This is a genomic window from Streptomyces sp. NPDC044003 (assembly GCF_056435185.1).
This window is the reverse complement of the sequence record NZ_JBWKFA010000018.1, coordinates 94265-114661: the sequence shown is the minus strand read 5'-3', so window position 1 is coordinate 114661 and position 20397 is coordinate 94265. Positions and strand designations below refer to the sequence as shown.

The 20397-nt window shown below is 73.5% G+C and carries 19 protein-coding genes; 9 read left to right on the top strand and 10 right to left on the bottom strand.

Annotation, left to right across the window (positions count from 1 at the left end; translation table 11 throughout):
• Window positions 1-28 precede the first annotated feature (28 nt).
• Entirely contained in the window at window positions 29-874 is an 846-nt protein-coding gene (locus tag AC07AW_RS39380) for a dienelactone hydrolase family protein (protein WP_478820279.1), read from the top strand.
• 42 nt (window positions 875-916) lie between these two features.
• Here AC07AW_RS39380 and AC07AW_RS39375 read toward each other — a convergent pair whose 3' ends face one another.
• Window positions 917-2503 carry an acyl-CoA synthetase gene (locus AC07AW_RS39375; protein ID WP_478820278.1) on the bottom strand — a complete coding sequence of 529 codons (1587 nt, stop codon included), beginning with the start codon at window positions 2501-2503 and terminating at the stop codon, window positions 917-919.
• Window positions 2500-3612 carry an NAD(P)H-dependent flavin oxidoreductase gene (locus tag AC07AW_RS39370; RefSeq protein WP_086822071.1) on the bottom strand — a complete coding sequence of 371 codons (1113 nt, stop codon included), beginning with the start codon at window positions 3610-3612 and terminating at the stop codon, window positions 2500-2502. Before AC07AW_RS39370 ends, AC07AW_RS39375 begins: the two co-directional genes overlap by 4 nt.
• A 117-nt stretch (window positions 3613-3729) precedes the next feature.
• Between AC07AW_RS39370 and AC07AW_RS39365 the strand changes: the two genes are divergently transcribed.
• A complete protein-coding gene (locus AC07AW_RS39365) occupies window positions 3730-5526 on the top strand; it encodes a serine hydrolase domain-containing protein (RefSeq protein WP_478820277.1) in 1797 nt (598 codons plus the stop codon).
• Between the two features lie 21 nt (window positions 5527-5547).
• On the opposite strand, the gene AC07AW_RS39360 is transcribed toward AC07AW_RS39365, so the two are convergent.
• The 5 genes from AC07AW_RS39360 to AC07AW_RS39340 form a co-directional block, all read right to left on the bottom strand.
• Window positions 5548-6450 (bottom strand): proline iminopeptidase-family hydrolase, encoded by a 903-nt coding sequence (locus tag AC07AW_RS39360; protein WP_478820276.1) that lies wholly within the window; start codon window positions 6448-6450, stop codon window positions 5548-5550.
• 46 nt (window positions 6451-6496) lie between these two features.
• Window positions 6497-7405: a LysR family transcriptional regulator gene (locus AC07AW_RS39355; protein WP_478820275.1), complete on the bottom strand. Its 909-nt coding sequence runs from the start codon at window positions 7403-7405 to the stop codon at window positions 6497-6499.
• A gap of 26 nt (window positions 7406-7431) precedes the next feature.
• Entirely contained in the window at window positions 7432-8631 is a 1200-nt protein-coding gene (locus tag AC07AW_RS39350) for a glycine C-acetyltransferase (protein ID WP_478820274.1), read from the bottom strand.
• A 3-nt stretch (window positions 8632-8634) separates the two neighbouring features.
• Window positions 8635-9669: an L-threonine 3-dehydrogenase gene (gene tdh / locus AC07AW_RS39345; protein WP_478820273.1), complete on the bottom strand. Its 1035-nt coding sequence runs from the start codon at window positions 9667-9669 to the stop codon at window positions 8635-8637.
• Window positions 9670-9925: 256 nt separating this feature from the next.
• Window positions 9926-11494: a phytoene desaturase family protein gene (locus tag AC07AW_RS39340; RefSeq protein WP_478820272.1), complete on the bottom strand. Its 1569-nt coding sequence runs from the start codon at window positions 11492-11494 to the stop codon at window positions 9926-9928.
• A gap of 63 nt (window positions 11495-11557) precedes the next feature.
• On the opposite strand from AC07AW_RS39340, the gene AC07AW_RS39335 reads away from it, so the two are divergent.
• Window positions 11558-12220 (top strand): M15 family metallopeptidase, encoded by a 663-nt coding sequence (locus AC07AW_RS39335; RefSeq protein ID WP_478820271.1) that lies wholly within the window; start codon window positions 11558-11560, stop codon window positions 12218-12220.
• 30 nt (window positions 12221-12250) lie between these two features.
• On the opposite strand, the gene AC07AW_RS39330 is transcribed toward AC07AW_RS39335, so the two are convergent.
• From AC07AW_RS39330 to AC07AW_RS39320, 3 genes are all read right to left on the bottom strand, one after another.
• The gene (locus AC07AW_RS39330) at window positions 12251-14476 is read right to left on the bottom strand and encodes a serine/threonine-protein kinase (RefSeq protein WP_478820270.1); all 2226 of its coding nucleotides are present in this window, start codon (window positions 14474-14476) and stop codon (window positions 12251-12253) included.
• The gene (locus AC07AW_RS39325) at window positions 14458-15372 is read right to left on the bottom strand and encodes an oxygenase MpaB family protein (RefSeq protein WP_478820269.1); all 915 of its coding nucleotides are present in this window, start codon (window positions 15370-15372) and stop codon (window positions 14458-14460) included. The genes AC07AW_RS39330 and AC07AW_RS39325 overlap by 19 nt, the downstream gene beginning before the upstream one ends.
• A gap of 88 nt (window positions 15373-15460) precedes the next feature.
• Window positions 15461-15877 carry an arsenate reductase ArsC gene (locus AC07AW_RS39320; protein WP_478820268.1) on the bottom strand — a complete coding sequence of 139 codons (417 nt, stop codon included), beginning with the start codon at window positions 15875-15877 and terminating at the stop codon, window positions 15461-15463.
• Window positions 15878-15959: 82 nt separating this feature from the next.
• On the opposite strand from AC07AW_RS39320, the gene AC07AW_RS39315 reads away from it, so the two are divergent.
• The 6 genes from AC07AW_RS39315 (at window position 15960) to AC07AW_RS39290 (ending at window position 20099) form a co-directional block, all read left to right on the top strand.
• The gene (locus tag AC07AW_RS39315) at window positions 15960-16268 is read left to right on the top strand and encodes an ArsR/SmtB family transcription factor (protein ID WP_478820267.1); all 309 of its coding nucleotides are present in this window, start codon (window positions 15960-15962) and stop codon (window positions 16266-16268) included.
• Window positions 16265-17023 carry an aquaporin gene (locus AC07AW_RS39310; RefSeq protein ID WP_478820266.1) on the top strand — a complete coding sequence of 253 codons (759 nt, stop codon included), beginning with the start codon at window positions 16265-16267 and terminating at the stop codon, window positions 17021-17023. Before AC07AW_RS39315 ends, AC07AW_RS39310 begins: the two co-directional genes overlap by 4 nt.
• Window positions 17024-17201: 178 nt before the next feature.
• A complete protein-coding gene (locus AC07AW_RS39305) occupies window positions 17202-18110 on the top strand; it encodes a potassium channel family protein (protein ID WP_478820265.1) in 909 nt (302 codons plus the stop codon).
• A 27-nt stretch (window positions 18111-18137) separates the two neighbouring features.
• A complete protein-coding gene (locus AC07AW_RS39300; RefSeq protein ID WP_478820264.1) occupies window positions 18138-18698 on the top strand; it encodes a YciI family protein in 561 nt (186 codons plus the stop codon).
• A 135-nt stretch (window positions 18699-18833) separates the two neighbouring features.
• Window positions 18834-19115 (top strand): pyrimidine/purine nucleoside phosphorylase, encoded by a 282-nt coding sequence (gene ppnP, locus AC07AW_RS39295; protein ID WP_478820263.1) that lies wholly within the window; start codon window positions 18834-18836, stop codon window positions 19113-19115.
• A gap of 12 nt (window positions 19116-19127) precedes the next feature.
• Window positions 19128-20099, top strand: a complete 972-nt coding sequence (locus AC07AW_RS39290) for an ADP-ribosylglycohydrolase family protein (RefSeq protein ID WP_478820262.1) — start codon at window positions 19128-19130, stop codon at window positions 20097-20099.
• The last annotated feature ends 298 nt before the right edge of the window (window positions 20100-20397 follow it).

Sequence of the window (20397 nt, the reverse complement as noted above, 5' to 3'; positions counted from 1 at the left end):
GTCCCGCTCTGCGGGCCACGCTGTGCGCATGACTTCTTCCGCTGACGATCCGATCGACGACTTCGTCCCCCGGCTCATCGACGTGGACGGCGTGGTGAAGACGGTCCACGCGGCCGGTTCCGGTCCCGCCGTCGTCGTCCTGCCGGAGATGCCCGGCATCAGTCCCGACGTGCTGCGCCTCGCGCGCTGGGTGCGGGACGCCGGCTTCACCGTCCTCGTGCCCTCCCTCTTCGGCACCGACGGCGCCTTCCCCACGGTGGAGGGCGGCCGGGAGGTGGTCCGGCGGGCGTGCGTCAGCGCGGAGTTCCGGGCGTTCGCCGGGGGCGGTACGAGCCCGGTCGCGGCGTGGCTGCGCGGTCTGGCGCGCCGGGCGCACGCGGAGTGCGGCGGCCCGGGCGTGGGCGCGATCGGGATGTGCTTCACCGGCAACTTCGCCCTGACCATGGCCCTGGAGCCGGCCGTGATCGCGCCCGTGGTCAACCACCCGTCCCTTCCCCTCGACGACCCCGCCGGGCTCGAACTCGACGAGGCCGACGCGCGCGCGATCCAGGAGCGGGTGGCCCGCGACGGACTGACCGTCCTCTCCTACCGCTTCGAGGGCGACCGCTGGTGCACGGGCCGCCGCTTCGCCGCGTACCGCGCGCTGCTCGGCGACGCCTTCGACGGCCGTGTCCTCCCCGACAGCGCGGCGAACCCGGCTCCGCCGCCGTTCTTCGCCGAGATGGTCGGTACGCCGCACAGCGTCGTCACCGCCCACCTGGTCGACGAGGCCGGGCACCCGACGATCCGGGCCCGGGACGAGATCCTGGCCTTCCTCGGGGACCGCCTGGGGCTGCAGGCCGCTCGTCGGCTCCCCACGCCGCAGGGCCCGTGATCGCTCACGGGCCCGGAGGGTGTCCTGTCCGCAGGGCACCCTCTACAGCCGGCGCTCCCGCCCCTCCCAGTACGGGTCGCGGAGGCGGCGCTTGTACAGCTTGCCGTTCGGGTCGCGGGGCATGGCCGCGACGAAGTCGACCGACTTCGGGCGTTTGAAGCCGGCGAGGCGGTCGCCGCAGTGGGCCAGGATCTCGGCGGCGAGCGCGGGCCCCGGCTCGTACCCCTCGGCCGCCTCGACGACCGCCTTCACCTCCTCGCCCCAGTCGGCGTGCGGGATCCCGAAGGCGGCGGCGTCCGCGACGGCCGGGTGGGAGAGCAGCGCGGCCTCGATCTCGGCGGGGTAGATGTTGACCCCGCCGGAGATGATCATGTCGATCTTGCGGTCGCGGAGGAAGAGGTAGCCGTCCTCGTCGAGGACGCCGAGGTCGCCGACGGTGAAGAAGTCGCCGATGCGGTTCTTCGCGGTCTTCGCCTCGTCCTTGTGGTACTGGAAGCCGCCGGTGTTCATCTTGAGGTAGACGGTGCCGAGTTCGCCGGGCGGCAGCCGTTTCCCGTCGTCGTCGAAGACGGCGAGTTCGCTGATGGGCCAGGCCCGGCCGACCGTCCCGGGCCGCTTGAGCCACTCCTCGGCGGTGGCGAAGGCGCCGCCGCCCTCGCTGGCCGCGTAGTACTCCTCGACGCACCGCCCCCACCAGTCGATCATCGCCCGCTTGACGTGCTCGGGGCAGGGCGCGGCGCCGTGGATGGCGTGGCGCATGGAGGAGACGTCGTACCGCTCCCGTACCTCGGCGGGGAGGGCGAGCAGGCGGTGGAACTGGGTGGGGACCATGTGCGTGTGGGTGCAGGCGTACCGGTCGATGAGCCGGAGCATCTCCTCCGGCGTCCACCGGTCCATGAGGACCAGCGGGTGTCCGATGTGGAGGGCCGCAGCCGCGAACTGGAGCACGGCGGTGTGGTAGAGCGGCGAGCAGACGAGATGGACGTTGCCGTCCGCCGGCCGGATGCCGAAGATGCCGAGGAAGCCCCCGAGATGGGTCTCCTCGGGGAGCCTGCCGGGGAGCGGGCGGCGGATGCCCCGGGGCCGGCCGGTCGTGCCGGAGGTGTAGTTCATGACCCAGCCGAGGGTGCGGTCCGCGGGCGCGGATCCGTCCTGTCCGTCGAGGAGTTCGGCGTACGGGCGGAAGCCGGGGACCGTGCCGACGGCGTAGCGGTGGGTGGGCGCGAGTCCGGCCTCGTCGGCGGCGAGGGCCACGGCCTCGGCGAACCGTTCGTGGGCGACGAGGACCTTGGCGCCGGAGTCGGCGACGATCCAGGCGATCTCGGGGCCGACGAAGTGGTGGTTGACGGGGACGAGGTAGAACCCGGCCTGGGTGGCGGCGAGATGGGCGGTGAAGAACTCGGGGCCGTTGGGCAGGACGACGGCGAACGCGTCGCCGCGTTCGAGGCCGGCGGCGCGCAGCCCGTGGACGAGCCGGTTGGCCTCGGCGTGCAGGCGGCCCGCGGACCACTCCTCGCCGTCGGGTGCGACGAGGACGGTGCGGCCGGGGTCGGCGGCGGCCTGGGCCCAGAATCCGGTGGGGGCCTGGCTTTCGGCGGGGGCCTCGTTTCCGGTGGGACCGTTGCTCACTGGGTGCTCCGTCCGGCGATGCGGTTGATGCGGTCGACGGCCTTCTCGAAGCCGCGGGTGAGCTCGTCGACGACCTGCTGGACGCTGCGCTCGGAGTTCATCCGGCCGACGATCTGTCCGACGGGGGTGCCGAGGAGCGGCTCGACCTCGTACTTCTGGATACGGGACACGGCCTCGGCGACCAGGAGCCCCTGGAGCGGCATGGGGAGCGGACCGGGTCCCGCCGGGTCGTCCCAGGCGTCGGTCCACTCGGTACGGAGCTGGCGGGCGGGCTTGCCGGTCAGGGCGCGGGAGCGGACCGTGTCGCCGGAGCCCGCGGCGAGGAGCTTGGCGGTGAGGGCGCGGGAGTGCAGTTCGGCCTCGGTGGTGGTGAGCCAGATCGAGCCGAGCCAGACGCCCTGGGCGCCGAGAGCGAGTCCGGCGGCGATCTGCTCGCCGCTGCCGATGCCGCCGGCGGCGAGCACGGGCAGCGGGGAGACCGCGTCGACGACCTCGGGGGTGAGGACCATGGAGGCGATCTCGCCGGTGTGGCCGCCCGCCTCGTACCCCTGGGCGACGACGATGTCGATGCCGGCGTCGGCGTGGTGCCGGGCATGGCGGGCGCTGCCCGCGAGGGCGGCGACGAGGACCCCGTGGTCGTGGGCGCGGGCGACGACGTCGGGCGGTGGTGAGCCGAGGGCGTTGGCGAGGAGTTTGATCGGGTAGTCGAAGGCCACGTCGAGCTGGCTCCGTGCGACCTGCTCCATCCAGCCGGTGATCCGCCAGCCGGAGGCCTCGCCCTCGGCCAGTTCGGGGACCCCGTGCTTGGCGAGGGTGGCGCGGACGAACGCCCGGTGCTCCTCGGGGATCATCGCCTCGATCTCGGCCTCGCCGACCCCTTCGACCGCCTTCTTGGCGGGCATCACGACGTCGAGGCCGTAGGGCAGGCCGTCGGTGTGCTCCTGCATCCAGTCGAGGTCGCGGGCGAGGTCGTCGGGCGCGGTGTAGCGGACCGCGCCGAGGACGCCGAAGCCGCCGGCTCTGGTGAGTGCGGCGGCCACCGCGGGGAAGGGCGTGAAGCCGAAGATGGCGTGCTCGATCCCCAGTGTGCGACTCAGCTCCGTCTCCATGGGCGGCAGGATGCCGCAGCGGCGCGGCGGAGGGAAGAGGTTTTCTGACGCAACGTCAGATTCTTTGGGGCCGGTGCGTCCGCGTTTCGCCACCGCGCCCGGTGGGAGAGGGTGGGCATGACGCAGGAAGCGAAACGAGACGGAAGGCCGAGCCGCCGTGCGTTCGGCGGCGGGGTACTGGCCCTCGGAGGGGCGCTGATGATCGGTGCGGTGCCGGGTGCGGCAGCTGCGGAGGGCCCGCGGCCCGGGTCGGGATCGGCCGCGCGGCGGACCACGCTGCGGCGCGGGCCGGCCGAGCGCGCCGGGCTGCTCGCGCCGCACCTGGACGGGCTCGTCGCGGAGGCCGAACGTTTCCTCGGGCCCTCCCCCGCACACCCCTGGTACGCGGGCGCCGTACTGCTCGCCGGGCGGGGCGGGACCGTCGCCCTGCACCGGGCGATCGGCTCGGCCGTGCGGTACGCGGCGTACGACGAGAAGACCGACACCGGTGTCGAGCTGCCGCCGGAGCGGCAGATCCCGATGACCGAGGAGACCGTCTTCGACCTGGCGTCGGTCTCCAAGCTGTTCACCTCGATCCTGGCGGTGCAGCAGATCGAGCGCGGGGCGCTGGAGTTGGAGGCGAAGGTCACCGCGTACCTGCCGGAGTTCGGCGGGGGCGGCAAGCAGGACGTCACCGTGCGGCAGCTGCTCACCCACACCTCCGGGTTCCGGTCGTGGATCCCGCTCTACCGGGAGCCGACGCGGGAGGGGAAGCTGCGGCTGCTGTGGGCGGAGACCCCGGCGAACCCACCGGGGACCGCGTACCTCTACTCCGATCTGAACCTGATCTCGCTCCAGCTGATCCTGGAGGAGATCACCGGTCTCGGTCTGGACACCCTGCTCCACGACGAGATCACCGCTCCGCTCGGGATGCACCGCACGCGTTTCAATCCACCGCTCTCCTGGCGGCCGGAGATCGCCGCCACCGAGGACGCACGGCCGCCCTGGTCCGGCCTCGACCGGGGCATGGTCTGGGGCGAGGTCCACGACGAGAACGCCTACAGCCTGGGTGGCGTCGCCGGCCACGCCGGCGTCTTCTCCCGCGCCTGGGACCTCGCCATCCTCGCCCGCACCCTGCTGAACGGCGGCGCGTACGGCCGGGCCCGGATCCTCTCCCCCGCGTCGGTGGAGCTGATGTTCACCGACTTCAACACCGCCTTCCCCGGCGACGAGCACGGCCTCGGCTTCGAGCTCAACCAGCACTGGTACATGGGCGCGATGGCCACTCCGCGCACAGCGGGGCACACCGGCTTCACCGGCACCAGCCTCGTCCTCGACCCGACGACCGACGCGTTCCTCATCGTGCTCGGCAACTCCGTGCACCCGGTGCGGTCCTGGCGCTCCGGCTCCGCGCCGCGCGTCGCCACGGCGGACCGCCTGGCGAGAGCCGTGCCGGTGCGGCCGGCCGGGGGCCGCGCGGCCTGGTACTCGGGCATGGCGAGCGCCACCACGGCGACCCTCACCCTGCCGGAGGTCCCCGGGGCGGCCCGCCTCGCCTGCTCCCTGTGGTGGGACACCGAACCGGGCCAGGACGCCGCCTTCCTGGAGTCCTCTCGCGACGGCGGGGCGAGCTGGGAGCCGGTGCCGTTCGTCACCGTACGCCCGGGAGAGGAGCCGGAACCGCACCCGACCGGGGCTGCGAGCGGCTGGTCGGGCCGGGTCTGGCACCGGCTCACGGCGGAGGTGCCGGAGCCGGGCGCCCTGCCCGTACGGCTGCGCTGGCGGTACACGACGGACAAGCGGTACGTCGGGCGTGGGGTGTACGTGGACGGGCTGCGGCTCCTGGACGCGGCCGGGCGGCCGGTGTTCGACGAGGACCGTCCGGCGGACGGCTCCCGCGTCGAAGCGGTGGGCTGGACGCGCTCGGCGGACTGACCGGCGTACGGCTGTGGGGGCTCAGGCTGCGCGGGCCGCCGTCGGGGCCTCCGCCGCCACGAGGAAATCGGCGAGCGCCTGCCGGTAGCCCTCGGGTTCCTCGACCGAGGGCAGATGGGCGCTCTCCTCGAACACGACCCAGGAGGCGCCCCGGATGCCTTCGGCGAGCGGACGGACCAGGGCCGGGGTGGCCAGGTCGTAGCGACCGGAGGTGAGGAGCACGGGGAGGTCGATCTCACCGAGCCGGCCGGTCACGTCCCAGTCCTTCATGGTGCCGGTGAGGCTCCACTCGGTGGCACCCCACAGCGTGCCGTACACGTCCCGGCGGAGGTTCGTGAAGGCGCGCGCGACGTGCGGCGGCCACGGGGCGAGGCGGCACAGCCAGCGCCTGTAGAAGGCCATCGTGGCCTGCTCGTACTCCGCGTCGTCGGTGGTCCCCGCCGCCTCGTGGCGGTCGAGGATCTCCCGTACGTCCGCGGGCAGGGAGTCCTTCAGGCGGCGCGCCTCGACCTGGTAGGCGGGGACGTCGGCGATGGGGCCGGCCAGGGTCAGGCTCGCCAGGCCGGTGGGGCGGGTGAACACGTACTCCAGGGCGATCTGGCCGCCCCAGGAGTGGCCGTAGAGGTGGACGCGGTCGAGGCCGAGGGCCGCCCGTACCGCGCCGACCTCTTCGACGAAGGTGGACAGGACCCACAGCTCGGGCTCGTCGGGGTGGTCGGATCTGCCGCAGCCGATCTGGTCGTAGAAGACGACCTCACGCCCGGTCTCCTCGTGCAGCGCGGCGAGGTCGTCCAGATAGTCGTGGGGACAGCCGGGGCCGCCGTTGACGACGAGCAGCGGAATCCGGCCGGCGCGGCCGCTGCCCACGACCCGGTACCAGGTGCGGTGTCCGCGGAACGGCACGGTGCCTTCGGTGACGGGCATGGTCGGACTCCTCCCGGGAGCAGCCCCCTTCCATCATGCGCCGGGCTCAGCCGCCCTGGCCCGCCGCGCCCCGCAGGGCGTCGAGGACCGGGCTGATCAGGGGGTGCTCCTCGGCTCCTCTTCGTACCGCCGCGAAGACCCGGCGGGTGGGGGCGACCCCGTCCACCGGGCGGACCTCGACGCCCGAGAGGTCCATTCCGCGCAACGCCGAGCGGGGGACGAGGGCCACTCCGGCGGCCGCCGAGGCGAGGGCGGCGACGGCCCGGAAGTCGTCGGAGACATGCGCGAAGCGCGGGGCGAACCCGGCGTACTCGCAGGCCAGGACGGTCACGTCGTGACAGGGGTTGCCGGTGGACTGCCCGATCCAGGTGTCCTTGGCGAGGTCGGCGAGCGCGACCCGTTCGTCGCCCGCCAGGGGGTGGCCGGGCGGCAGGACCGCGTCGAACGGCTCGGCGTACAGCGGGACGCGGGTCAGCCGGGCGTCGTCCTCGCCCGGGGCGCCCCGGTACTCGACCGCGACGGCCACGTCCACCTGCCGGTCCAGGACCATGAGCAGGCTCTCGTCGCCCTCCGCGTCGCGGACCCGGACCCGGATGCCGGGCGCGGTGCGGGCGAGGGCCGTGATCGCGGGGGCCACGACGAGCCCGATGCCGGTGGCGAACGCGGCGACCGTGACCGTACCGGCGTCGCCGGAGCCGTAGGCGGCGAGCTCGGCCTCGGCGCGCTCCAGCTGGGCGAGCACGGCGTTGGCGTGGCTGAGCAGGATCTCGCCGGCCGGAGTGAGGCGCGCGCCGCGCGCGCTGCGGTCCACCAGGCGGTGGCCGGTCTCCTGCTCCAGGGCGGCGAGCTGCTGGGAGACGGCGGAGGGGGTGAGATAGAGCGCGGCGGCCGCCGCCGTGACCGTGCGGTGGTCGGCCACCGCACGGAGGATGTGCAACCGCCGCGCTTCGATCATGCCCCCAGTGTCTCAGCCTTCGGACACTACCCCCGCAGGGCGGCCCTGGCGTCGACGAAGGCGTCCACGGCCCGGTTCACGTCCTCCGTCGAGTGGGCGGCGGAGAGCTGGACGCGGATGCGGGCCTGGCCCTGGGGCACGACCGGGTACGAGAAGCCGATCACGTACACCCCGCGCTCCAGGAGGAGCTCGGCCATCCGGCCGGCCTCGGCGGCGTCGCCGATCATGACGGGGGCGATGGCGTGGTCGCCGGGGAGGATGTCGAAGCCCTCCTCGGTCATCCGGGAGCGGAACAGCGCCGTGTTGGCGTTGAGGCGCTCGCGCAGGTCGCCGGCGGACTCCAGCAGGTCGAGGACCTTGAGGGAGGCGGCGGCGATGACCGGGGCGAGGGTGTTCGAGAAGAGGTACGGGCGGGAGCGCTGGCGCAGCAGGGCGACGATCTCGGCGCGGGCCGCGACGTAGCCGCCGGAGGCGCCGCCGAGGGCCTTGCCGAGGGTGCCGGTGATGATGTCGACGCGGTCCATGACGCCGTGCAGCTCGGGGGTGCCGCGGCCGCCGGGGCCGACGAAGCCGACCGCGTGCGAGTCGTCGACCATGACCATGGCGTCGTAGCGCTCGGCCAGGTCGCAGATCTCGTTCAGCGGGGCGACGTAGCCGTCCATGGAGAAGACGCCGTCGGTGACGATCAGCTTGCGCCGGGCGCCGCCCTCCGTGGCCTCCTTGAGCTGCTGCTCCAGGTCGGCCATGTCGCGGTTGGCGTAACGGAAGCGGCGGGCCTTGGAGAGGCGGATGCCGTCGATGATCGAGGCGTGGTTGAGGGCGTCGGAGATGACCGCGTCCTCGGCGCCGAGGATCGTCTCGAAGACGCCGCCGTTGGCGTCGAAGCAGGAGGAGTAGAGGATCGTGTCCTCCTGGCCGAGGAAGGAGGAGATGCGGGCCTCCAGCTCCTTGTGCACCTCCTGCGTGCCGCAGATGAAGCGGACGGAGGCCATGCCGTAGCCCCAGCGGTCCAGCGCCTCGTGGGCGGCGGCGATGATCTCGGGGTTGTCGGCGAGGCCCAGGTAGTTGTTGGCGCAGAAGTTGAGCACCTCGCCGGGGCGGCCGCCCGCGGTGACCTCGACGGTCGCGGACTGGGGGGTGCCGATGACCCGCTCGGGCTTGTGCAGTCCGGCCTGCTCGATCTCTTCGAGGGTGGCACGGACGGAGTCGCGTACGGAATCGAACATGGGTCAGGCTCCCGTGGTCCAGTCGAGGATGATCTTGCCGCTCTTGCCGGAGGCCGCGTCGTCGAAGGCGGCCTCGAAGTCGGTGTAGTCGTAGCGACCGGTGATGACCGGGCTCAGGTCCAGGCCGCCCTCCAGGAGCACCGACATCGCGTACCAGGTCTCGAACATCTCGCGGCCGTAGATGCCCTTGATCGTGATCATGGAGGTGACGATCTTCGCCCAGTCGACGGCGAAGTCCTCGGCGGGCAGGCCGAGCATGGCGATCTTGCCGCCGTTGGTCATGTTGGCGACCATGTCGCGCACCGCGTGCGGGTTGCCGGACATCTCCAGGCCGACGTCGAAGCCCTCCTTGAGCCCGAGGGTGCGCTGGCCGTCGGCGATGCTCTGCTCGGCGACGTTGAGGGCGAGCGAGACGCCCGTCTTGCGCGCCAGGGCGAGGCGCTCCTCGCTGACGTCGGTGATGACGACGTTGCGGGCGCCGGCGTGCTTGGCGACGGCGGCGGCCATGATGCCGATCGGGCCCGCGCCGGTGACGAGGACGTCCTCGCCGACGAGCGGGAAGGACAGGGCGGTGTGCACGGCGTTGCCGAAGGGGTCGAAGATCGCGGCGACGTCGAGGTCGACGGGCACGCGGTGGACCCACACGTTGGAGGCGGGCAGCGCGACATACTCGGCGAAGGCGCCGTCCCGGCCGACGCCGAGGCCGATGGTGGCGCGGCAGAGGTGGCGGCGGCCGGCCAGGCAGTTGCGGCACTTGCCGCAGACGAGGTGGCCCTCGCCGCTGACCAGGTCGCCGACGTTGATGTCGGCGACGTCACGGCCGACGGAGACGACCTCGCCGACGAACTCGTGGCCGATCGTCAGCGGCGTGGCGATCGTCTTCTGCGCCCAGCCGTCCCAGGAGCGGATGTGCAGGTCGGTCCCGCAGATACCGGTCCGCTTGACCTTGATGAGGACGTCTCCGGGACCCGTCTCCGGCTCGGGAACGTCCGTGAGCCAGAGTCCCGGCTCCGCGTTCAGCTTGACCAGTGCCTTCAATGCAACGGCTCCCGACGTGCGTGTCCTGTGATGTGGGGGTGCGGGCACGGCTGAGTGCCCAAGATCCCTGGAAGAGAATCTTCCGTACGCGAGGCTTTCGGTCCATCGAGGATTTCTTAAGCGCGCTCGCAGATCAGCTTCACACCCCAGGCGGGAGGGCGGCGACGTCAACGGGGCCGAACGGAGAGAACACCGGCGGCGGGGCCTCACCCAGAGGCCCCGCCGGGCCGCCCCTCGGCGGCCGTTCGGTGATCCTTCAGCGGCCCAGGGCCGCCATCGCCGCGTTGTGGCCGGGGATGCCGCTGACTCCGCCGCCGCGGATGGCGCCCGCTCCGCACAGGAGGACATTGGCGTGCGGGGTCTCGACGCCCCAGCGGCCGCCGTCCTCCTCCCGGTACGGGAAGGAGAGGTCGCGGTGGAAGATGTGGCCGCCGGGCAGCCGGAGTTCGCGTTCGAGGTCGAGCGGGGTCTTCGCCTCGATGCAGGGGCGGCCCTCCGCGTCGAGGGCGAGGCAGTCGGCGATCGGCTCGTCCAGGTGGGCGTCGAGCTGGGCGAGGGTCGCCGCGAGGAGCTTCGCGCGCGTGCCCTCGTTGTCGGCGGCGAACAGCCGGGCGGGGGTGTGCAGGCCGAAGAGCGTGAGGGTCTGGTGACCTGTGGAGGCCAGTTCCGGGCCCAGGATCGTCGGGTCGGTGAGGGAGTGGCAGTAGATCTCGGACGGTGGGGCGGAGGGCAGCTGCCCGGCGGCCGCCTCGGCGTGGGCGGTGGCCAGCTGTCCGTACCCCTCGGCGATGTGGAAGGTGCCGGCGAAGGCCTCGCGCGGGTCGACGGAGCGGTCGCGGAGCCTCGGCAGCCGGGTCAGCAGCATGTTGACCTTGAGCTGGGCGCCCTCCGGGGCGGGTGGGGACGCCTCGCCGAGCAGGACGGCGAGCTCCTGCGGGGAGGCGTTGACGAGGACCTGCCCGGCCTCGACGGTGCCTTCGCCGCCGGTGGTCCGGTAGGTGATCGCCGCGCGCTGCCCGTCGGTCTCGATCCGGGTGGCCTCGTGGCCGGTCAGGATGTGCGCCCCGGCAGCGCGGGCGGCCTCGGCGAGGGCGTCGGTGAGCGCGCCCATGCCGCCGACGGGCACGTCCCAGTCACCTGTGCCGCCGCCGATGACGTGGTAGAGGAAGCAGCGGTTCTGCAGGAGCGTCGGGTCGTGGGCGTCGGCGAACGTCCCGATGAGGGCATCCGTGAGGACCACACCCCGGACCAGGTCGTCGGCGAAGGTCTTCTCCACCGTGACCCCGAGGGGTTCCTCGAAGAGCATCCGCCAGGTCTCGGCGTCGTCCACGCGGGCGTGCAGCTCGGCACGGGTGGGGAGGGGTGCGGTGAGCGTGGGGAAGATCCGGCGGGCGGCTTCGCCGGTCCGGCCGTAGAAGCCCTGCCACGCCTCGTACGCCCGGTCGGAGCCGGTGAGCGCGGCGAAGGAGGCGCGGGTGCGCTCGGTTCCGCCGCCGACGAGGAGGCCGCCGTCGCCCTTCGGGGTGTACGAGGAGACGGACCGTTTCCGCACGGCGAACCGCAGCCCGAGGTCCCGCACGATCTTCTCCGGGAGGAGCGAGACCAGATACGAGTACCGGGAGAGCCGGGCGTCGACCCCGGCGAAGGGCCGCGTCGACACGGCCGCCCCGCCGGTGGAGCCGAGGCGCTCCAGGACGAGGACACTGCGGCCTGCACGGGCCAGATAGGCGGCGGCGACGAGCCCGTTGTGCCCTCCTCCGACGACGACGGCGTCGTACGAGCGGGCGGGGGCCTGGGCGTCGGGAAGTGGATCAGGGGCGCTCATGGCTCATGCTCACACGCGCCCCCGTCCCGGGGGAACCCCGCCGTCATGCGGCATGATCACGGGATGACTGAGATCGTTCTGATGTCGGATCCGAGGGTCGCCTCGATACCCGTGACGGAATGCGGCGAACGCCTCGTGGACGTCCGAGACGTCGACTCGCTGCTCGTCGACACCCGCAAGCAGGACCCCGCGGACGCCTTCGCGTACCTGCGTGAGGGCGTCGTCGAGCGCCTCCTCGCGGCGCAGGAACGACTGCCGGGCGGTCTGCGGCTGCTGTTCGTCGAGGGGTACCGCCCGCCCTCGCTCCAGCGGGCGTACTTCGAGGAGTACGCCGACAGCCTGCGCGCGCTCCACCCCGGGTGGCCCGAGGAGCGGATCCGTACGGCGGCGAGCCGGTACGTGTCCCCGCCCGAGATCGCCCCGCACAGCGCCGGGGCGGCCGTCGACCTCACCCTGGCCGGGGCCGACGGGCGGGAGCTGGACCTGGGGACCCGGATGAACGCGGACCCGGAGGAGAGCGACGGCGCCTGCTACACCCACGCCGAGAACATCGGCGCGGAGGCCCGCGCCCACCGGGAGCTGCTCGGCTCCGTGCTCACCGCTGCGGGCCTGGTGAACTACCCGACGGAGTGGTGGCACTGGTCCTTCGGCGACCGCTACTGGGCCCTGGCGACCGGCGCGGACTCTGCCCCGTACGGCCCGAAGGAACTCACGCCGGCCGCGTGAGCGACGTACGCGCCGCGCCCCGCCGCGCCGTCAGGCCCCCGGCGGCGTGGCCGCCTTCATGAGGAGCGCGGCCGCTTCCTCGTGGCGGCCGAGGCGCTCCAGACTGCGGGCCTCGTCGTCGAGGGCGGCGAGGGTGTCGGGGTGCGCGGGGCCCTGGAGGCGGGTGCGGGCGGCGGCGATCGCCCGGTGGCACTCCAGCGCCTCCTCCCAGCGGTCGAGCCTGCCGAAGGCGACGGCGGTCTCCCACCGGCTGAAGAGCGTGTCCGGATGGTCGGCGCCCAGCACCCGACTGCGGTCGGCGTGCACGGCCTCGGACTCGGCGAGCGCCTCCGTCCAGCGGCCGAGCCGGCCCAGGTTGACGGCGAGGGCCTGGCGGGCGCGCAGCGTCTCCGGACCGTCGGGGCCCTGGGCGCGGGTGCGGGCGGCGACGAGGTCGCGGCAGAGGGCGAGCGCGTCCGCGGCCTGGCCGAGCCGGCCGAGACAGACCCCGGTCTCGTAGCGGGCCGCGAGGGTGTCCGGATGGTCGGGGCCGAGGGCGGCGGCGCGCGCGTCGGCGACCGCGCGGTACTGGACGAGCGCCTCCTCCCCGCGTCCGAGCCGGGTGAGGGTGAACGCCACTTCGTTACGGGTCACGAGGGTGTCCGGGTGGGCCTCGCCGAGCAGCCGGGACCGGGCCTCCGCGACCTGGTACGCCGTCGTGTACGACTCCTCCAGGCGGCCGATGCGGCCCAGGGTGTACGCCAGGTTGTGGCGACAGCGCAGGGTGTCGGGGTGGTCCGGGCCGACGGTGCGCTCGCGGGCGGCGAGCACCGAGGCGTACACCTCGTACGCCTCGGTGTGCCGTCCGAGCCGGCCCAGGGCGTAGGCCCGTTCCTGACGAGCCGCCAGGGTGTCGGGGTGCTCGTCGCCGAGCACGCGGGCGCGGGCCTCGGCGACCTCGCCGAAGACGTGCAGGGCGTCGGCGGGGCGGTCGAGCCGGGCGAGGGCGAAGCCGACCTCGTAACGGCTGGTCAGGGTGTCGGGGTGGTCCTCGCCGAGGGCCCGCGCACGGTCCTGGGCAACGGACCGGTGCACGGACTCGGCCTCGCCCCAGCGGCCGAGGCGGCCGAGGCCCATCCCGGCCCGGAAGCGGCCGGCGAGCACCGCGACCAGCTCCGCCGGGGGCACGGGGGCGGGCGGCGGCGGGCCGTCGGGGGCCGCGGTGGTCCACTCGGTGGTGAGGACGGCCGCGGCGGGATCCTGGGCGGCCGGGCGCGGCCCGGTGAGGGCCGCGGGGCGGTGCCCGCCGGTCATCCCCCGGACCCACGCGGGCGCGGGGGCGGTCCCGTCCGCCGCGGACTCCGGCGGGGGAACGGGCATGGGCACCGTCAACGGCAGCGCGGGCGGCGGGAACGAGGGCGCGCCGAAGCGGCCCGAGACGATCCGGCGGCGCAGGTCGCCCGCGTCGTCCGGCCGCTCCTCGGGAACCTTCGCGAGCAGGTCGACGACGATCCGGTCGAAGTAGTCGGGAAGCTCGGCGCGGATCGCGCGCGGCGGCGTCGGCACCGTGTCCCGGTGGCCGATGAGGATGGCCCACGAGTCGCCCAGGTCGAAGGGCGGCGCGCCGGTGGCCAGTTCGTACAGCACGCAGCCCAGCGAGTAGAGGTCGCTGCGGTGGTCGATCTCGCCACCGCCCCCGATCTGCTCGGGGGACATGTAGTGCGGCGTCCCCATGGCGATGCCGGTCCCGGTGAGCTTGGAGGTGAAGCCCATGTCGGCGCCGAGTCGCGCTATCCCGAAGTCGCAGATCTTCACCGTGCCGTCCCGCAGCCGCATGATGTTCGCGGGCTTGAGGTCGCGGTGCACGATCCCCATCCGGTGCGTGTACGCGAGGGCGTCGGCGACCTGGTCGGCGATCTCGACGACGTCCTCGACGGGCAGCGGCTGCTGGTCGTTGGAGACGAGGAGCTGGCTGAGGTTGCGCCCCTCCAGGAGCTCCATGACGAGGAAGAGCACGCCTTCGTCCTCGCCGAAGTCGTGCACGACGGTGATGCCCCGGTGCTGGAGCGCCGCCGCCACCCGGGCCTCGCGGCGGAAACGCTCGCGCACCACGGTGAGGACCTGCGGGTCCTGCTGCGGCCCGAGCGGTTTGAGGCACTTCACGGCGACACCGCGCCCGAGCGCCTCGTCGGTGGCGCGCCACACCTCGCCCATGCCCCCGCGACCGATGACCTCGTGCAGGCGGTACCGGCCCTGGATCAGTCTGGAGTCCCCCATCGTGTGCTGCCGCCCCCGTCGATTCCGTACTGCCTCCTCGGCTCCTCCAGTATGGCCGCCGGGTCGGACAGTGAATACGGGGCGGGGTACGCATACGGGTCGGGCCGGGTCTCCGGGCCGAGCCGGTCCATGGCGCGCAGGATGTGCCGGGGCGGCAGGCGCCAGCGCAGGCGGGCAGGGACGCAGCGCAGGAGGTTGGCCGTCGCGACGAGCCGGTGGGTGACGGTCTCCGGCGGCGGGGCGGGGCGGCCGTAGAGCGCCTGGGCGTAGGGGGGCAGAGTGTCGTACGCGAGTGCGCTGACGCGCCGCCAGATCACCTCGCGCGCCGGGACGAGGACGGGTTTGACGGGCGGGCGGCGCAGGAAGTCCGCGACGGCCCGGGCGTCCGGTCCTGCGGCGAGGCCGGGGCGGACCGCGTCGAAGTAGGCGGCGAGCTCGGCGGTGGACCCCGGGACGCTGTCCGGGTCGAGGCCGACGAGCCGGGCGGAGGTGCGGTGCTCGTCGACGTACCGGTCGGCCTGGGCGTCGGTGAGCGGGATCCCGGAGCGGCGTGCGACCGAGAGGTATGAGTCGGTCTCGGCGCAGTGGACCCAGAGCAGTAGTTCGGGGTCGTCCACGGCGAGCAGCCGGTGGATCCGCCGGACGCGCGCCCCCGCCGCCTCGGCGGCCTCGCTGGTCCCGTAGCTGAGGGTCCCGACGAAGTTCGCGGTCCGCATCAGCCGGCCCCAGGGGTCCTCCCGGAAACCGCTGTTGATCATGACGCCGCGGACGGCGACGGGGTGCAGTGCCTGGAGCCAGAGGGCCCGGACACCGGCGATCCACATCACCGGGTCGCTGTGCAGCTGCCAGGTGACGGAGCGGGGACCGAAGAGCCCGGGGTCGGCATCCTGCCTCATGGCGCTCAGGCTACGCCGGTACCGGCCCCGGGGAACCGGTCGGGACGACGTCCTCCGCCGAGGGGCGCCCTGTCGGTCCGGCGTCCGGTCAGGCCTCGCGCTGCGCGTCGATCTCCGCGATCAGGGCCTCGACGCGGGCCCTGATCTCGTCCCGGATGGGGCGGACGGCCTCGACGCCCTTGCCGGCCGGGTCCTCCAGGGCCCAGTCGAGGTAGTTCTTGCCCGGGAAGACCGGGCAGGCGTCGCCGCAGCCCATGGTGATGACGTAGTCGGAGGCCCGGACGGCCTCGGTGGTGAGGATCTTCGGCGTGGCGGCGGAGATGTCGACGCCGGCTTCCCGCATCGCCTCGACCGCGGCCGGGTTGACCCGGTCGCCCGGGACGGAGCCCGCGGAGCGGACCTCGACGCGGTCCCCGGCGAGGTGGTGCAGGAACCCGGCGGCCATCTGCGAGCGGCCGGCGTTGTGCACGCAGACGAACAGCACGGAGGCGAGCGGAGCGGTCATCGGTTCTTCCTCGGGGCAGCACGGTCGGGGAGGCGTCAGCACAGGCGCACATCGGCCTCGGCCGGTGTGAAAGTATCAGCCCATGATGACATCAGTCGACACTGATCTGATGCGGGCGCTCGGAGACCCCCTGCGCCTCCGGATCGTGACCCTGCTCGCCCGCGAGACGCTGTGCACCACCCATCTCGTCGAGGAGACGGGTGCCCGGCAGACGAATCTCTCCAACCACCTGAGGGTTCTGCGCGAGGCCGGGGTCGTCGAGACCGAGCCCTGCGGCCGGTTCACGTACTACCGGCTCAAGCCTGACGTCATCGAAGCCCTCGCCGGGCAGTTCGCCGCCCTCGCGGAGACCGCCCGCACCCACGCCGACACCAAGAGAGCCTGCCCGTGACCGTCACCGAGTCCGCCGTCGGAGGCGTCGCCGTCGCCTCCCCTTCGCCCCGGCCCGCAGCCCATGCCGCCCCGCTCGCCTCCCGCGCCGCCGCAGAGCTGCTCGGCACCGCCGCCCTGGTCGCCATCGTCGTCGGCTCCGGCATCCAGGCCACCCAGCTCACCGACGACGTGGCCCTGCAACTGCTCGCCAACTCCACCGCCACCGTCTTCGGCCTCGGCGTCCTGATCACCCTGCTCGGACCGGTCTCCGGGGCCCACTTCAACCCGGCCGTCACCCTCGCCGAGTGGTGGACCGCCCGCCGCGGGGGCACCGGCGTGAGCGCCCGCGAGCTCGCCGTCTACGTCCCCTCCCAGATCGTCGGCGCGATCGCGGGTGCCGTGCTCGCGGACGCCATGTTCGGCGAGCCGCTGGTGAAGTGGTCCACGCACGACCGCTCGGCCGGCCATCTGCTCCTCGGCGAGGTGGTCGCCACGGCCGGGCTCGTCCTGCTGATCTTCGGCCTGGCCCGTACCGACCGTCTCCGCTTCGCGCCCGTCGCGGTCGCCTCGTACATCGGCGCTGCCTACTGGTTCACCTCGTCGACGTCCTTCGCGAACCCCGCCGTGACCCTCGGCCGCACCGTCACCGACACCTTCGCGGGCATCGCCCCCGCCTCGGCCCCCGCGTTCATCGGGATGCAGCTGATCGGCGCGGCCGTGGGCCTGGCCCTCGTCGCGGTCGTCTTCGCGCGGGGCAGGGACACCACCTCGTAACGGAAGACCGACCACAGCCGGCCGGCGCGGGCAGGGCGGCGTTCGACGACGAACTCCGCCCGGGCCTGCACGACCGCCGTCCCCGTGCGGGGTGCCGCCCGGCCGCGCATGCTCGAAGCATGTCCTGCAAGCATGACGACCGGCCCGCTCGGACGGGCCCGGGGCGGACGGTGCCGGAATGACGTGGCTGCCCGTCCTCGCCGGAGCGGCCCTGATCCTGTTCATCCTGCGGGACGTCTTCCACACCATCTGGCACCCCACCCGGCACGGCGGGCTGAGCAGGCTGGTGATGCGCAGCGTGTGGCGCCTCTCGGCCCATCGCGGGGCGCGGTGGCGGCCCGTCGGTCTGGCGGGTCCTGTGGGCATGATGACGGTCGTCACCATCTGGGCGTTCGTCATCGCCGCCGGCTGGGCGCTCATCTACTGGCCGCGCATGCCGGACGACTTCTCGTACGCCACGGGGCTCACCCCCTCCGAGCACGCGGGCCCGGTCGACGCGCTGTACGTCTCCCTCGTCACCCTGGCCACCCTCGGTCTCGGCGACATCGCGCCGGCCTCGGGGTGGCTGCGGATGCTCGCGCCGATCGAGGCCCTGGTGGGCTTCGCCCTCCTGTCGGCGACCGTCGCCTGGATCCTCGGCATCTACCCTGCCCTCGCCCGCCGCAGGGCGCTCGCCCTGCGCCTGTCCCACCTGGGCCGCAGCGACGGCTCGACCGCGGCCCTCGACTCCGCCGGGGGTGCCGCGATCCTGGACGGCCTCGCCTCGACGCTCTCGACCGTCACCGTCGACTTCCTGCAGTACGCCGAGTCGTACTACTTCTACGACGGCGACGAGAACATCTCCCTGGCCCGCCGGCTCGACCTCGCCGTCGACCTGGCGGACCGGGCGAAGCACGCCCGCCATCCGGACGTCCGGCTCTCCGCCTCGGTCCTGCGCACGGCGCTCGACGACCTGGCGACCGTCCTCGACGAGCGCTTCCTGCGCACAGGCGGGCCCCCGGAGAAGGTGTTCAGGTCGTACGCGGCGGACCACGGACGGCCCTGGGACGGTGCGGGTGGTGACGGGGACGATATCCCCTCGACATGATCACTCCGGGCGCACATCCTGAGCCCCATGGAATTCCTCTGTTACCACCGCGACCGGTCCGCTTCCATGCCCCTGAGGCAGGCCCTTCTCGAAGCGCACTGGACGTACATGGACGGCTTCGCGAAGGAGCTGATCGCGCGCGGGCCGACCTTCGACGCGGCGGGCGAGACGTGCACGGGGAGCGTGCACATCGTGGACCTGCCCGACGCCGCCACGGCCCGGGCGTTCGCCTTCGACGAGCCCAACTACCAGGCCGGGGTGTACCGGGACGTCCTGCTGCGGCGGTGGCGCAACACCCTGGGCCGGACGATGTGGGAGTTCCCCGGCGGCCGCGAGGGCGGCAACCGGTACCTGGTCCTGGGCCTCGGGGAGGGCGAGCCCGTCGACCTCACGCCGCCGCCCGCCCCGGACGACCTGATCGCCTACGGCCCCCTGCTGGCGGACGACGGCACGACCTGGGTCGGCACGGCGGCCCTGGTCCGCGCCCCGGACGCGGCGACGGCGGCGGCCGTCCTGCGGACCCCCGAGCGGTACGCCGACATCGAGGTCCACGACTGGTCCTTCGGCGGCCGCCCGACCACGACCTGACCAGCGCCGACCCGCTCCGTCCAGCACGTGAGACCGTCCGAGGAGGCCGCCCCGGCCGCCGCTAAGGTGCCCCTGTCCGTGGCCGGTACGCGATGACCGGGCCACTCCTTCCGCCCGATTCCCGCGAGGACGCCCATGTTTACGGTCAACGAGTACTTCGACGGCACGGTCAAGTCGATCGCGTTCACCCAGGAGCAGGGCCCGGCGACCATCGGCGTCATGGCTCCGGGTGAGTACGAGTTCGGCACGGCCGCTCCGGAGGTCATGCACGTGGTCAGCGGCGCCCTGACGGTCAAGCTGCCGGACGCCGACGGGTGGGAGACCTTCGCCGCCGGGGACCACTTCAAGGTCCCCGGCGACAGCAGGTTCCAGCTGCAGGTCGCGGTGGAGACCGCCTACCTCTGCGAATACCGCTGACATACTGCTCCGATGATCACCCCGCCCGCCGCCGCGCTCGACTCGCTGTCCGGACTCGCCTTCGGTGATGCCTTCGGCGACCGTTGGTTCGGCATCCTGCGCCGGGAAGGCCCGGCGGCCCTTGAGGCTCGGATCGTCCCTCCCGAGCCGGTCTGGCAGTGGAGCGACGACACCGCCCAGGCACTCGTGCTCGTGCGGGAACTCGCCGAGGGCGGCGGCACCGTCGACCAGGACCGCCTCGCCCTGCGCCTGGCCGAGGCCTACGCCGACGACACGCATCGCGGCTACGGAGCGTCGATGCACGACGTGCTCCGCCGGATCGGCGCGGGCGAGCCCTGGCGGGACGTGGTGGCCGGACAGTTCGGCGGCCAGGGGTCCTGGGGCAACGGCGCGGCCATGCGCGTGGCCCCGCTCGGCGCCTGGCTCGCCGAGGACCTCGACGCCGTGGCCGAGCAGGCCGCCCTGCAGAGCACGGTCTCGCACCACCACCCGGAGGCGGTGGCAGGGGCGGTGGCGGTGGCTCTCGCCGCGGCCCTCGCGACCCGCAGCCGGGGCGGGCCCGCGCCGGCCCGTCCGGACTTCCTCGGGGCCGTCGCCGCACGACTCCCCGACAGCGACGTCCGGTCCGGGGTACGGATCGCGTCCCGGATGCCGGCACACACCTCGGTCCGGCACGCGGCCGAGGTCCTCGGTTCCGGCTACCGGATGTCCGGGCCCGACACCGTCCCGTACGCCCTGTGGTGCGCGGCAGGCCACCTCGACGACCTGCACGAGGGGCTCTGGATCACCGTCGCGGGGCGCGGCGACATCGACACCACCTGCGCCGTCGCGGGCGGGGTGATCGCCGCTCGTACGGGCGTCGCCGCCCTCCCCGCCGCATGGCACGCGGCCCGCGAACCCCTGCCGCCGGTCGGCCCGGACAGGGCGGGCGGGCCGGACAGGGCGGGCAGGCCGGACAGGGCGGGCGGGCCGGGCCGGCTGTGACCAGGCCTGCTCATGGGCACCAGGCAGCTCCGAGTAGCCGGTGCTGCTGGTCGAGGGCGCCCGCTTCCTGCCGTTCAACTCGTGGTGTCGTAGGCACCTGAGTTCCGCTGTCCGAGGGCGGTGTCTTCCTCGGTGAAGCGCACAGCGTCCCACCCCGGGCTGCACCCGTCGGGCCGGTTGGTGAAACCGTGCACGGCCAGGGCCGCGATGACCCCCTTCCTGGTGCATGTCCATGCGCAGAGCCGCGCCGCGGGAGCGGCGGGCCTACCCGGCCCGGTGGCCCGGGCGCGCACCGACT